This is a genomic window from Brevibacillus migulae (assembly GCF_004521915.1).
Classification (GTDB): Bacteria; Bacillota; Bacilli; order Brevibacillales; family Brevibacillaceae; genus Brevibacillus_F; species Brevibacillus_F migulae.
Map to the genome: position 1 here is coordinate 144,886 of NZ_SDKD01000005.1, position 13,469 is coordinate 158,354.

Consider the following 13,469-nt stretch of genomic DNA (forward strand, 5'->3'; position numbering starts at 1 on the left):
AACGCTTGTGATCATCCGCTGCCAAAGGGTGGACCGTTATGTTTTTGATGCGTATTACCATTCATCGCGTGTGGCCCAGGAATGGGTGGCGGAAGCGAGAGCAAAGGCTTCCTGGTTCGATATCGAGCTTTTGGCTGATTTTTTCCTATGCTTTTATTTGCCGCATCCCGAGGTGGATCAGATGCAGGAAGCAACTCCTTTTCACCGCTGGATGATCCGCACCTTGCTGCGCCAATATTTTTATCGGTCGATTCATCCGCGGACGACCGGACAGGAAAGCGCCTCTTTCAAAACAGCCATCAAAGCGCTGATGTGGCTCACCCAGACCTTCAGCGAGGAAGTGAAAAAACGCGAAAAGGAGCAGTCAGCGCCTTTGCAGGGCATGCAGCGAAAGCAGGGCCAGCAAGGGGAAGAGCAAGCTTCTGTAATGGATCGGCTATCCGATAAGCAAATCAAGCAGCTTCAGCTGGTCGGCTATACCCTCCAGCAAGGAAAACGGATCGTGGAAGACAAGCAGGAGGCCAGTGATACGCGGCCGCTCGTCGAAGCCGAAATCCGTTCCTTGCGTGGCCGGATTGAAGAATTGCAGGAAGAGATGAAGACCAACTTTCAAAAAAGAAGCAAGCTTCAGCAAAAAGTGAAAAAGCTGGAGGAAGAACTCAGCCAGCGGGCAAAGCAGCAGGATCGACTGATCAGGCAGGAAAAGGAGGCCATTGCGGCCATTGAAGAAGAGCTGGGCCAATGGCTGGATCGCTCACTAAAAGAAACGCTTTCGGACGAGGAAGAAGACAGTCAATTTCTCCATGATCTGCTGCAGGCGAGTCAGCGCTTTGCCAACCGACGCTGGGGCAGCGAGCTGGGCAAGCTGCGGCGTCAAACCTTCGAGCACTACTTGAAATGGGTGGAAAAATTGAAACGCCATCCGGACCTGCTGGCCTATCTGGAGGAAGTCGGGCGAAACGTCCACCACTTCCGAATCAAGCGCAAAGAAATTCGCTCCCAGCAAATGCCGGAAGAATACTATGATCTGCGTCAATCCGGCGATATTTCGCACTTGCTTCCGAGCGAAGCGGTCCTGCTGGCTGATCCTGAGCTGGAGAACCTGTTTTTGCTCAACTGGATCGAACAAAAGCTGCTCACCTATGATACGGTTGGTTGGATCGAGCAGCCGCCTAAAGGCCCTGTGATTTGCATGCTGGATACGTCCCATTCGATGCGGGGCGGCAAGCTGCGACTCGCGCAAATCTTTGTCATGACTTTTGCAGCGCTCAGCCTATTGGAAAAACGCGACTTTTCGCTCCTGCTTTTTGGGACAAGGGGCGAGATCAAGGAGCAGCCGCTCTTTTGGCGAAAACCGGACTGGGCAGCTTTTTATAACGTAGCGCAGCTCGCGTTTGGGGGCGGCACTCATTTTGATGCGCCAATCAAGCGTTCGATAGAAATCATCGAAGAGCAGCATGCTTTCCGTGGGGCCGATCTGGTCATGGTCACGGACGGGATCGGCAGTATCTCACCACCTGTACAGCAAATGCTCGGTGAAGCGGGAAGAAAGAAGCAGGTGAAGCTTCATTCGCTCATTATTGGGTCCGCCCGACAGCATCTTGTGCAGAAGTATGACATCATGGGAGTGTCTCACTCGGTCCGTTTTGCAACATCATGGGAGACGAAAGAAGAAGAAAATACGGGATTGTTATTGGACGTTATTGAAAAGTAAGGCTTGGGATCCGTGTGAAGATCGGAATACCCAGGTCTTTTTTTGTATCCAGGATGATGCCTGTCCAATTTTGATCAGTTCGGGATGAATTCGCCCATCTAGTTTCCTGCAAAAAGAACAAAATCAGTCTATAAGAACTGGTAAAAAAGAACTAATCGAAAAAATAACGCAGAAAAATTCAATATCATTAAAAAATAAAGAAAAATAAACAGTTTGCTACCTTTGTACTATTTTGAATTTTCCTACAATTAGGCCTTGCAGCGTATCCATTTCCGCTTGCTTCCAATACTGGAGGCAATTATTTCTACCTTCGGACAGGGAGTGAAATCCTTCCTTCAGCATGTGCAGATGTCGAATGATGTCGGTAAGATAAAGGTGCAAGCAACATACAGAGGCAAACCTGCTGAAAAGCAGGGACGCAAAGCCACGGGTCTACGTTCGGAGAAGTACCTGAGTAGCCGAATACGACAGCCGGGTTGCCCTCCCACATTCGCTTGCAACTGATACCCATTTTAAGGAGGAAAAAGTATGGAAATCATGAAAAGACTGTTTGTGGAAGAAGAAGGACAAGGCATGGTGGAGTACGGATTGATCATCGGGCTGATCGCAATTGTGCTGATCGGCGCTTTGACCGCATTGAATGGTGGACTCACTACCATCTTTACTCGGATCACCACTGCATTGAATGGCACCAACAGCGGACAATCGGGAACAACCGGGCAATAACATACGCGAGGTGGACAAGCCTATGCACCCTTTAATGTCACGTTTTCTCCGGGATGAAGAAGGACAAGGGATGGTGGAATACGGTTTGATCGTCGGGTTGATCGCCCTCGTATGCATAGCAGGTCTCACCGCGATGAATGGTGGCCTGTCCGGAATCTTTACCCGATTGGCAACAACTTTAAATGGCACGAATTCAGGCGTATCTGGCACACCTACGAACTAATTCCCATTATTGTACCCTGATTGAGCGAAGAGTCCTACTCCGGCAAGGGGTAGGACTTTTTAGTCGATAACAAGTGATAAATTTCTCATCGATTAAAGAGCAACTAAGCTTGGCCAAATACAAGGCGATGCCAAGTTTTTCGAATCAAGAATTAACCAACGAACGGAGGAAGGTATCATGATCGCTCCGACCATTACAGGGAGCTTGCTCATCATGACGAGCGTCGCGATGTGGATGGACATTCGCTATCGCAAAATCCCCAATTGGCTTACTTTTACAGGAATCATCAGCGGGTTTGCCTACCATGGCCTCACCACGGGTCTATCCGGGCTGCAGCTTGCTGGCCTCGGATTCGCGCTGGGAGTTGCCATTCTCTTCATTCCCTTTGCAAAGGGCGGGATCGGTGCGGGTGATGTAAAATTGCTCGCCGCTCTGGGCACATGGATGGGGGCCGAGATGCTGCTGCCGGCTTGTCTGTGGATGGGCGTAATCGGAGCGGGTCTATCGTTATATGCCATTTGGAAACAACGGATATGGAAGCTTGCCTTGTATGGCTTAACAGTAAAAGGAGTTGCGACAGAGTGCAGAATCCCTTATGGCATTGCGATCGGACTGGGGATCTGGCTTGAAGTGGGTCGACTTTTCTGGCTCGGCGCAGGAGGAGGTCTGTGATGATCAGGGATGAACGCGGCTCGGCGATGGTCGAAATGGCGCTGGTACTGCCCATGCTGCTCATCCTGCTATGCGGGATGGTGGAGCTCGGGCGCATTTTCCACAGTTATATCGTGATCCAGCAGGCTGCGCGTGATGCCGTACGCTATGTGAGTATCGGAGAAAGTGATGCTAAGGTATCGAGTGTCATCCTGCAAAGCATTCCTTCCCTGGATGCGAAGCGAGTCACTTACTCGATTCAGCCAAAGGATGGTTACCGTAAGACAGGTGATGCTGTATCCGTCGAAATCACATACGCACATGCGATGCTCATCCCCTTTTTGAAAGGCCTTCTTCCCGATCCGTTTCCGTTACACGCGAAGTTAACCATGCGGATGGAATAGGAGGTATGCGCATGACTCGCTTTTTTAGAAAAGTGCGGGCAAACATCTCACAAGAGGCAGGGAACGTAAGCCTGATCGTAGCGGGAGGGATGGTTACTTTTTTGATGCTCGCAGCCCTCGTCGCAGATGTCGGCTATCTGTTTACCCGTCAGCAAAAATTGCAAAACGCACTCGATGCAGGAGCGCTAGGCGGCATCCAGCACATTCTCTTGGGCGAACAGGCTGCAAAGGCAACCGCCAGCTCCTATGTATCCGTTAATGAAGGGGTCGTGACCCAGATCACCGCTGACCGTTCTTCCCTTACCCTTCAAATCACAGGGGAAGAGAAAGTCCCACTCTGGTTTGCGAGAATCATGGGGATCAACGAATCAACGGTACAGGCCACGGCGAAAGCAAAGGCGGGAACCGTGACCGCCATGAAAGGGATCGTACCAATCGCAGTCCCCGATCAAACGTTTTGGTATGGCGCCCTTTATGAATTAACGGAAGAAGCGGGCGATGGAGACAAGGGCAACTATGGATTCCTTGATTTTTCAGGCGGCGGTGCCAATAAACTCGCCGATTATATCGAGAATGGCTACAACGGTCAACTCCGGGTGGGAGAAGAAGTAGATACGTTGACCGGGATCAACCATGGACCGGTTGAAAGAGCCATCGATTCGCGCCTCGAACAGGATGATCTCATACAATCCTGTCAATCTTATCGCACCGCCACGAGGAGCTGTGAACGCGTCGTCTTCCTGCCCGTCATTGATACTTTTGAGGTGGAAGGAAAAAAGCCAGTGACCGTGGTTGGCTTCGCTGCTTTCTACTTAGTCGGAACGACTAGAAAAGGCGGACACATGATTCTCGAAGGTCGATTTTTGCAAATGATGACCCCGGGTGAAATGGGGCAAGGGCCAAATTACGGCGTGTATACGTCAAAACTAACGCAATCATAGAGGTGAGTCCATGAAAAAGCGAGGCAGTCTTCTTATCATATCGATCTTGTGCGCATTGGCCACCACCTATTTAATCTACTTGACCCTGCAGCAAAAAGTGAAAGAGGAAAGCCCTGCCGATGCGACGCAAACGATCGTGGTGGCTGCGACCAAGATCCCCCCGTATACAAAAATAACCCCTTCCATGGTGAAAACGATGGAAGTCGCGAAGAATATGGTCCACACCGACATGGTAACGGACCCTAATCAAGCGATCGGCATGGTGAGCTTGGAAACCATGATTCCCGAACAAATGATCTTAACTCCGTTTCTCGCAAAACCGGAAGCCTCTAATCTATTCGCCATGCAGGTACCCGAAGGTCTGCGGGCGATGAGTGTATCTTATTCACAAGTCAAAGGAGCCGGCGGTCACATTTTCCCTGGAGACAGGGTCGACGTGCTGGTTGCTTACACCAAGGACGCATTGAAAAGTCCTGCCGACATCGTCAAAATTTCAGAGCAAAATCTGCTGGTGCTAGCCGTGGGACAAGATCGTGAAAAGCCGATTGAAGAAAGCGTGGACGAAGCGAAGCCTGGAGAACAGCCTCAGCAGCCGGTTGAAGGCGAACAGCAATCACGGTCCACGATCACGCTCGCGGTTACTCCTCAACAGGCCGAATCGCTCGGTTTTGCTGAATCGTTTGGCGAGGTCCGCTTGCTGCTGCGTGCTCCACAGGACAAAAAGCGGGTGCAAACACCTGGTGTCCAGACCCATACAGTACTTACCAGATAGGAGGTGCCTGAAATGCCTGCAATCCGAGTATTGATCGTGGATGATTCCTTGGAGACGAGAACCAATATGATCAAACTGCTCTCTTTTGAAGAGGAAATGGAAGTGGTGGGAGAAGCTGAAAATGGGGCGGATGCTTTGGAAAAAGTGCTGAAGCTGTATCCGGATGTCGTATTGATGGATGTCAATATGCCTGTCATGGATGGGTTGAAAGCGACAGAGAAAATCTCCCTGATCTCTCCAAAGACCGCGGTGATCATCATTTCGGTGCAAGAAGATCCGGACTATTTACGCAAAGCGATGATGGCCGGAGCAAAGGATTATTTGGTGAAGCCGGTGTCTACCGAGCAGCTGGTGGCGACGATTCAGGATGTTTATCAGCTGGAAGCGAAGCGCCGCTCCCGTATGGAAACCTCCTATCTGGAGGATCATTTTGTCAATCGGCCACGGGCACTCTGCCTGATCAGCGCCAAAGGTGGTATCGGCAAGACAACGCTCGCGGTGAATATCGCGACGGCTCTCGCTTTGCAGGGAAGGAAAACCGTGCTGCTCGATTTTGATTTGCAATATGGGGATACCGCCTTGCTCTTATCGGCAAAAGCAAGCGGCAAGAATCTGCATGATCTGGTGAAAGACGCATCCGAGATCGATAGCGATGTCTTGATGAACTATCTGGAAAAAATGGAGAGCGGGCTGTTCCTGCTGCGTGCCCCATTGAAGCCGGAGCATGGCGAAGCCGTCGCCACGAAGCACATCCATCAGATCCTGACGATTTGCAAGGAGATGTTTGAATGGATCATTGTCGATACCGCGCCACAGTTGAATGATACGTTTTTTGCCATTATCGACCAATGCGATGAGCATATGATGGTCAGTACACCCAATTTGGCCGTAGCGAAAAACAACAAGCATCTGCTCGATCTCATGCAATCCCTGTCCTATCCGCTGCAGGATTGGAGCTTTATGCTCAACCGCGCGCATGCACGGACTGGTTTGCGCATGAAAGATGTGGAAGATATTTTGGGACGGAAGATGGATTTTGAGGTAGGAAATGATTTTGCCTTTGTGGATCGTGCATCAAACGAAGGCATTCCCTTTGTGGTGAAAAATCCGAAGCATCGGTTGTCCAAACAAATCAGCCACGTGATCAGCAAATGGATGGAGGAAGATTCGCGCAGGCAAATCAAAGGACGGAAGAGATTTTTCCCGTTCTTGAAGATGTTGGGCTTCTCCAAGTAATCGATCGGTAAGGGGGCATAATGCATGTCATTGATGCGACGTCTGGAAAAACATCGTGGAAAAACAGATCAGCAAGAAACGGTACAGACTCCCGTACCTTCCACAGCCTCTTCAGCTCCTGCGACGGTGTATGAACCCATCCCTGATCCTTATGCGAGCTTGAAGACGAAGCTGCACAACCGCTTAGTATCGGAAGTGTTCAGCAAGAAAGGGGAAATCGATACCCTTTCGCTGGAGGCAGAAATCTCGTTGCTGTTAGCGGAAGAAGCAGTGCCTATGACTCGTACGGAAAAGCAGCGATTCATCGAGGGGATGATGGCAGAAATTCAAGGGTTTGGACCAATCGATCCGCTCTTGAAGGATCCTAGCATTTCGGAGGTCATGGTCAATTCGCCCCAACTCATTTACGTGGAGCGCAATGGGAAGTTGGAGCGCAGCCATGTGCAGTTTCGCGACAATGACCATGTGCTGCGGATCATTGATAAAATCGTAGCGCCGCTGGGGAGAAGGATCGATGAAAGCTCCCCGATGGTGGATGCCCGACTGCCAGATGGATCACGCGTGAATGCGATCATTCCACCGCTCGCATTGAAAGGTCCTTGCATCACCATCCGGAAATTTTCCAAGGATCCTTTTACGATTGACGACCTGGTCCGGTTTGGCACACTTACGGAGGAAATGGCGCTTTTCTTGCGTGCATGCGTGGAAGCACGGCTGAATGTCGTCGTCTCCGGGGGGACCGGTTCTGGGAAAACGACAACTTTGAACGTGCTCTCTTCTTTTATCCCTTCCGATGAGCGGATCGTTACGATTGAGGACGCTGCCGAACTGCAACTGAGACAGGATCATGTCATAACGCTGGAGACACGGGCTGCCAATCTGGAAGGCAAAGGGGCCATCACGATGCGCGATCTGGTCAAAAACTCGCTGCGGATGCGGCCAGACCGGATTGTGGTAGGTGAGGTTCGTTCGGGAGAAGCGCTGGATATGCTGCAGGCCATGAATACGGGTCACGATGGCTCGATCACGACAGGCCATGCCAATAGTCCGCGTGATATCCTGCGTCGTCTGGAAGTCATGGTATTGATGGCAGGAATGGACCTGCCTGTTCGAGCGATCCGCGAACAAATCGCTTCTGCCGTGGATCTCATCGTCCAACAGACGAGATTGAAGGATGGCTCTCGCCGCATCACCCACATTACGGAGGTGATGGGGATGGAAGGCGAGCAAATCACCCTCCAGGACATCTTCCTGTTTCAGGAGAAAGGGCGGAATGAGCAAGGCAGAGTCATTGGCAGACAGGTGCCAACCGGTATCGTCCCGTCCTTTATCGAAAAGCTGCAAGTCGCCGGCTTCAACATTCAGCATGACTGGTTTAATCCAAGGAGGGGCGGACTGTGATTCAGCTACTATGGGTGGGCTTGTTCCTTTCGGTGTCGTTATTTTTCAGCCTCCTGTTCTGGATCCTTTTCGCTGGTCGTGCCCGCGTGCGAGAACGAATCAAACGGCTCCGCCAAGGGGAAGGATGGATGGCATCGCCGATCGCAGGACCGGTATCCTCTACCTCTCGGAAAGAAAAGCATACAGGAAAAAAAGGGGCGCTTCCGGTACTGGCCAGTCGCTTTCAAGCCCTTTTTGAGCAGGAAGCGGGGAAAAGGCTGAATAAGCGTTTTCAAGAGCATTTGCAGCAAGCGGGCATGCAGATTACCGCAGAGGAAATGGTTGCCGTCATTCTGGTATGCTTCTTTGTTCCCTTTGTCGGTGGATTTTTGTCAGGGCGTTTTGTGATTGGTTTGTTCTGCGGGATCGCCTTTGCCTTTATCCCGATCCTCTATATCCGGATCCAGCAGAAACGCCGTCTGACCCGGTTTAATCGACAGTTGAATGAAATGCTGACGATTACTTCCAATTCCTTGAAGTCCGGTTATTCTTTCTTGCAATCTGTCCAGACCATTTCTACGGAGATGCCGGCACCGATCAGTGAAGAATTTCATCGGATGATTCGCGAGGTGAATATGGGGCTGCCCATGGAAGAATCCCTGCTACGTTTGTCACAGCGCGTGAAAAGCCAGGATTTCGAATTGATTACGACTGCCATTTTGATCCAGAGGCAAATCGGGGGGAATCTGTCCGAGATCTTGGATAACATCGGAGAAACGATTCGGGAGCGGGTGCGCATTCAAGGGGAAATCAAGGCATTAACGGCACAAGGCAGATTTTCGGCACTCATTTTTATGATCCTGCCGCCCGGTGTCACCCTGATGATCTATATGATGAATCCTGGATATATCGGGGTCCTCTTTCAGCATCCGCTTGGCCTCGCTATGATCGCTGCTGCAGTTATCGGTCAGGTTATCGGCTTTCTGGTCATCCGCAAGATCGTGGCAATTGATGTCTAACCATCATCGAAAAGTCAGGAGGTGTCATAGATGCTGCTTTTGCAATGGCTTCTATTTTTGCTGCTCTGGATGGGATTTTATCAAGGGAGCAGCATCCTGCTCGGCAGCAATCTTCACATTCGCTCCCGCGTGCATGGACTGCGCTCACATGCGAAAGGAGAGATCGGAGAGGAGAAAGACAATTCAACCTTCCATCAACGTGTGACGAGGCCGATCATTCTACAGATGGGGCGTAAGCTGTCCTCCATCGCTCCCATACGCTGGAAAACCATGCTACAAGTGCAACTGCGGCATGCCGGCTCTCCTTTTGGGTTGAGTGTAAATGAGTGGATTGTATGGAATTTGTTGATCTTCATCCTGTTCAGCGGATTGTCGATCTTGATTGTACCGTATTTGCCTGGTACTTCCACCTGGTTGGTCGCGCTTGGCTTGGCCGGATTGGGACTCGCCATCCCGCATGTGTATCTGAAACGGTTGATTGATCAGAGGCAGCTCTTTATCCGCAAGGGCTTGCCGGATTTGCTCGATTTGCTAACGGTCAGCGTCGAGGCAGGTCTTGGCTTTGACCAGGCGATGGGAAAAGTGGTCGAAAAAACGACCGGACCGTTAGCAGATGAATTCCGGTTGACACTGCAAGAGGTGCAGATGGGGAAAAGCCGTCGCGAAGCCCTGCGCGATCTGGGTCTGCGAACAGGAGTAGAAGGTGTCATCAATTTTACCAATGCCTTGATCCAAGCAGATAAGCTTGGGGTTAGCCTTGGCAATGTGCTGCGTGTCCAATCGGATGATATCCGGCGCAAACGGCGTCAGGAAGCGGAAGAGAAAGCGATGAAGGCACCAATCAAGCTGTTGTTTCCGCTCATCTTTTTTATTTTCCCTTCGTTATTCATTATTATCTTGGGACCTGCTGCCATCAATATTATCGATGTGCTCTTGAAATGACGGGAGGATATGGCATGGGGAAAAAGCCGGTTTCTATTTTTCATGAATCCTCACAAACCTTTCTGGCGATGCGTGTTACTTCGGCAATGACTTTTTGGAAGCGGCTGTTGGGATGGATGGGTAAGCGCACTGTCCGGGATGGGGAAGCTCTCCTGTTGTCACCGTGCAGCCGTATTCACACCTGTTTCATGAAAATCCCGATCGACGTCCTTTTTCTGGACAGGGATTCACGCGTAGTCGGGGTATTGGAGCGGGTAAAACCGTTTCAGTTTCCTCCCTCATTCCGGCGGGCGTGCATGGTGGTCGAGCTGCCGGAGGGAACGATCGCGAGAAAAGGTGTGCAAGTATTTGATCAGCTCCGGATTGTGGCCAGGAGGGAAGAAGGCCGGCAGGAGGACTCAAAACAGTCATGATGTGTTACATCTGCGCCTTGTTCATAGAAAAAGCAGGTCTTTCCGATTGGAAGCCTGCTTTTTTATCGTTCATTTATCCGACGCGGTTGAGCATGGTATTTCCGAATTCCAGCTCGGTAAATTTCGCTTTAACGCGATCCAAGTCATATTCCCATTTGGCTTCCTCCAAGGAGACGGAAACTGGAACATCGGTCAAAATGGTTGCCAGCTTTTTACTGAGATAGACCTGTTCCTGGTGCTCCTCAAGCTTTGCACGCATTTTCGGCGTACATGCATGCAGATTGGCATACAGTCCGTCAAGGCTGCCGTGCTCAATGACCAGCTTGTGTGCTGTTTTTTCGCCAATCCCCGGACAACCTGGAATGCAGTCAGATGTGTCGCCTTGCAGCGCTTTTACATCGATCACTTGCTCTGGAACGATACCGCGCAATGCTTGCAGAGACTCAGGCGTATAATGCTCATGCTTCCCGCCGTTTTTCAAAATCTTGACTGCGACGCGATCCGAGACGAGCTGAAGACTATCGTAGTCGCCGGTCGCAATTACGACCTGGTGCCCCTCCTGGCCAAAACGGGTGCTTAAGGTACCGAGAATGTCATCACCCTCATACCCGGCTAGTCCAATATTTGGTACGGAGAATGCGTCCGTCAGTTCCTTCACGAGGCTGAACTGAGGAATGAGCTCCATGGGGGGTTCGACACGATTTGCTTTATAGCCATCATACCACTGGCTGCGGATCAATGTTTCACGTGCTGCGACATCCCAGCCAACGATCAGATGGGTAGGGCGAACCAGCTGTGCATAATCCAGCATCATTTTGGTGAAACCATAAACTGCATTGGTATACGTACCCGTGCTCGTCTGCCTGATCCCGCCTGTCCAGGAAGAAGCATAGAACGCACGAAACAAAAAGCTCATGCCATCAATCAACAAAATTTTATGTGTGTGGGACACGAATCTTTTTCTCCCTTCTTTGTAGCTACCTGCCTATTATAGCACAACGGTCAACACTACCAGATTTTACATCCGTGGTTGCCAGTATGGAATGTTCCAGATGAGGGATGATAGTATCAACAACAACTTAATCGCTCCACCTCGCAAACGATAACAGCAACATTTCTATCGCCTCCACGGTCTCACTGGAGAGAAGCCACATGGCTGACGGTTCAAACCCGTCCCTGGAGAAAAACCAAATGCTTAAGGAGGCATCACACATGGCTAACCAAGGCGGAAACAGCAACAACCTGTTGGTACCTCAAGCAAACCAAGCTCTGGATCAATTGAAGTATGAGATCGCTGCAGAATTCGGTGTAAACCTGGGCGCAGATACCACTTCCCGTCAAAACGGTTCTGTTGGTGGAGAGATCACCAAGCGTCTGGTGAGCTTCGCAGAGCAACAACTCGCTCGCTAACAATTTCATAGTTGGATGGAGAGGGTACCTGTTACGGGTACCCTTTCACATTTTACGGACCATCATAGCCAAAAACTGCTGGACCGCTGCAGGCTGCCATTTCTTTTTCCGGTAGATCGCTTGCGTAAAGAACGATTCCTGTGGCTCATTGCGAAACGGCACCGTTACCAGCTTCCCATGTGCGACCTCCGCTTCAACGGCGATTCGCGGGAGCAAGGAAATCCCCAATCCGTACACCACACAATGCTTGATGGCCTCCAGATTGGCAAATTGATAAGCCAGCGTGACGTGCGTGCCAGTAGCTTTTAGCTGTCTCAGAAGCATCGCTCGATAGGTACAGCCATCTTCGGTCGTGATCAAGGTTTCACCGTCCAGATCCCGTGGACCAACAACTTCCTGATTCTGAAGAGGGTGACCCGGAGGCATAATGATATGGAGCGCCTCTTCGCGCAGAGATATGGTTTCTAACTCCTGTTCGGTACAAAGTGTATCCAATAAAAATGCAAGATCCAGGTTGCCTGCTTTTACTTCTTCGATCAGCTTGGGTTCGTTTCCGGTATGCAGCATGATATGAATTCCCGGATGGGTCTGTCTGAATTGCTGGAGAAATGGCGGCAGGTAATAGGCAGCCAAAGATTCGATCGTTCCGATATGCATGGTGCCCGTATCCTGGGCAGCGATCACTTCTTTGGATTCTGCATAGAGGGCAAGCAAACGATTGGCATAAGACAAGAGGGTCTCGCCAGCAAAGGTCAGCCGTATGCCGCGTCCGTGCCGTTCAAACAATACAGTCTGATATGATTGTTCCAATTTTTGAATTTGCGAGGTAATGCTTGACTGCGCATAGCCCAATTCATCCGCAGCCTTGCTGTAGCTTCCCAGCCTGGCTACTTCACGAAAGGTATGGAGGTAAACCAGATCCACGCCGAATCGCCACCTATCGAAAAAAGTGATTGTACATATAGAATAGTATAGATATTTTCAAACAATCAAGGATGTTATGCTTCTTTCATACGAATATTCCATTTTGAGGAGGCATGTAAAATGACACAACCGACTTCCCGTTTTTCACTTGTCACTGAAATTCCTGCGGCGGCTCCCGAGCAAGCGTATGCACATTTCGCAAACAAACTTGCTTATGAAACAGACCCTGCAGATGTGATGCTAGACTTGCAAAGAGGACAACGAAGCTTTGTCATCATTGATTCCCGCAGCGAAAAAGCTTTTCAGGAGTGCCATATTCCCGGTGCCGTGCATTTGCCGACGCGACAAATCAATGAAGAGAGTACACGCCATCTATCGAAAGAGCAGCTGTTCGTGGTGTACTGCTGGGGACCCGCATGCAATGGAGCCACCCGGGCATGCGCGAAATTAAGCAAGCTTGGATTCCGTGTGAAGGAAATGATCGGCGGAATTGAATACTGGCGAAAAGAAGGTGGCCCCGTCGAAGGGACAATGGGTACAGAAGCACCCTTATACGGTTAACGCAAATCGATCTTAGAAAAAACTTGGCTACGCCAAGTCATTGGCGGAGCTTAGTTGCTCTTATGTCGATGAGAATTTTATATATTCTTATCGACCAAGATAAACACCCGCTGCCGGGTGNTATTCTTATCGACCAAGATAAACACCCGCTGC

16 protein-coding genes and 1 riboswitch are annotated in these 13,469 nt (G+C 50.4%); of the genes, 14 read left to right on the forward strand and 2 right to left on the reverse strand.

Annotation, left to right across the window (positions count from 1 at the left end; genetic code table 11):
- Positions 1 to 7 precede the first annotated feature (7 nt).
- The 12 genes from EIZ37_RS07575 to EIZ37_RS07630 all read left to right on the forward strand — a co-directional run bounded on the left by EIZ37_RS07575 (position 8) and on the right by EIZ37_RS07630 (position 10,421).
- Positions 8 to 1,714 carry a vWA domain-containing protein gene (locus EIZ37_RS07575; RefSeq protein ID WP_134683974.1) on the forward strand — a complete coding sequence of 569 codons (1,707 nt, stop codon included), beginning with the start codon at positions 8 to 10 and terminating at the stop codon, positions 1,712 to 1,714.
- A gap of 383 nt (positions 1,715 to 2,097) precedes the next feature.
- A riboswitch (cyclic di-GMP riboswitch) is annotated at positions 2,098 to 2,198 on the forward strand.
- 44 nt (positions 2,199 to 2,242) lie between these two features.
- A complete protein-coding gene (locus EIZ37_RS07580) occupies positions 2,243 to 2,440 on the forward strand; it encodes a Flp family type IVb pilin (protein ID WP_134683975.1) in 198 nt (65 codons plus the stop codon).
- Between the two features lie 22 nt (positions 2,441 to 2,462).
- Entirely contained in the window at positions 2,463 to 2,663 is a 201-nt protein-coding gene (locus EIZ37_RS07585) for a Flp family type IVb pilin (RefSeq protein ID WP_134683976.1), read from the forward strand.
- Between the two features lie 177 nt (positions 2,664 to 2,840).
- The gene (locus EIZ37_RS07590; protein WP_134683977.1) at positions 2,841 to 3,335 is read left to right on the forward strand and encodes an A24 family peptidase; all 495 of its coding nucleotides are present in this window, start codon (positions 2,841 to 2,843) and stop codon (positions 3,333 to 3,335) included.
- Positions 3,335 to 3,718, forward strand: coding sequence for a TadE/TadG family type IV pilus assembly protein (locus EIZ37_RS07595; protein ID WP_134683978.1), 384 nt, complete (start codon positions 3,335 to 3,337; stop codon positions 3,716 to 3,718). The genes EIZ37_RS07590 and EIZ37_RS07595 overlap by 1 nt, the downstream gene beginning before the upstream one ends.
- An 11-nt stretch (positions 3,719 to 3,729) precedes the next feature.
- Positions 3,730 to 4,659, forward strand: a complete 930-nt coding sequence (locus EIZ37_RS07600) for a Tad domain-containing protein (protein ID WP_167568715.1) — start codon at positions 3,730 to 3,732, stop codon at positions 4,657 to 4,659.
- A gap of 10 nt (positions 4,660 to 4,669) precedes the next feature.
- A complete protein-coding gene (gene cpaB, locus EIZ37_RS07605) occupies positions 4,670 to 5,431 on the forward strand; it encodes a Flp pilus assembly protein CpaB (protein ID WP_134683980.1) in 762 nt (253 codons plus the stop codon).
- A gap of 12 nt (positions 5,432 to 5,443) precedes the next feature.
- A complete protein-coding gene (locus EIZ37_RS07610) occupies positions 5,444 to 6,667 on the forward strand; it encodes an AAA family ATPase (protein ID WP_134683981.1) in 1,224 nt (407 codons plus the stop codon).
- 24 nt (positions 6,668 to 6,691) lie between these two features.
- Positions 6,692 to 8,068: a CpaF family protein gene (locus EIZ37_RS07615; protein ID WP_134683982.1), complete on the forward strand. Its 1,377-nt coding sequence runs from the start codon at positions 6,692 to 6,694 to the stop codon at positions 8,066 to 8,068.
- Positions 8,065 to 9,066: a type II secretion system F family protein gene (locus EIZ37_RS07620; protein WP_134683983.1), complete on the forward strand. Its 1,002-nt coding sequence runs from the start codon at positions 8,065 to 8,067 to the stop codon at positions 9,064 to 9,066. Before EIZ37_RS07615 ends, EIZ37_RS07620 begins: the two co-directional genes overlap by 4 nt.
- Positions 9,067 to 9,096: 30 nt before the next feature.
- Complete coding sequence (locus EIZ37_RS07625; protein ID WP_134683984.1) at positions 9,097 to 10,008, forward strand: type II secretion system F family protein; 912 nt, start codon at positions 9,097 to 9,099, stop codon at positions 10,006 to 10,008.
- Positions 10,009 to 10,022: 14 nt separating this feature from the next.
- Positions 10,023 to 10,421, forward strand: a complete 399-nt coding sequence (locus EIZ37_RS07630) for a DUF192 domain-containing protein (protein WP_167568717.1) — start codon at positions 10,023 to 10,025, stop codon at positions 10,419 to 10,421.
- Positions 10,422 to 10,494: 73 nt separating this feature from the next.
- On the opposite strand, the gene EIZ37_RS07635 is transcribed toward EIZ37_RS07630, so the two are convergent.
- The gene (locus tag EIZ37_RS07635; RefSeq protein WP_134683986.1) at positions 10,495 to 11,373 is read right to left on the reverse strand and encodes a 5'-3' exonuclease; all 879 of its coding nucleotides are present in this window, start codon (positions 11,371 to 11,373) and stop codon (positions 10,495 to 10,497) included.
- Positions 11,374 to 11,633: 260 nt separating this feature from the next.
- Here EIZ37_RS07635 and EIZ37_RS07640 point away from each other — a divergent pair, with 260 nt between their 5' ends.
- Positions 11,634 to 11,831 (forward strand): alpha/beta-type small acid-soluble spore protein, encoded by a 198-nt coding sequence (locus EIZ37_RS07640; protein ID WP_134683987.1) that lies wholly within the window; start codon positions 11,634 to 11,636, stop codon positions 11,829 to 11,831.
- Positions 11,832 to 11,876: 45 nt separating this feature from the next.
- On the opposite strand, the gene EIZ37_RS07645 is transcribed toward EIZ37_RS07640, so the two are convergent.
- Positions 11,877 to 12,755: a LysR family transcriptional regulator gene (locus EIZ37_RS07645; protein ID WP_134683988.1), complete on the reverse strand. Its 879-nt coding sequence runs from the start codon at positions 12,753 to 12,755 to the stop codon at positions 11,877 to 11,879.
- A 120-nt stretch (positions 12,756 to 12,875) separates the two neighbouring features.
- Between EIZ37_RS07645 and EIZ37_RS07650 the strand changes: the two genes are divergently transcribed.
- Positions 12,876 to 13,316, forward strand: coding sequence for a rhodanese-like domain-containing protein (locus tag EIZ37_RS07650; RefSeq protein ID WP_134683989.1), 441 nt, complete (start codon positions 12,876 to 12,878; stop codon positions 13,314 to 13,316).
- Positions 13,317 to 13,469: the final 153 nt, after the last annotated feature.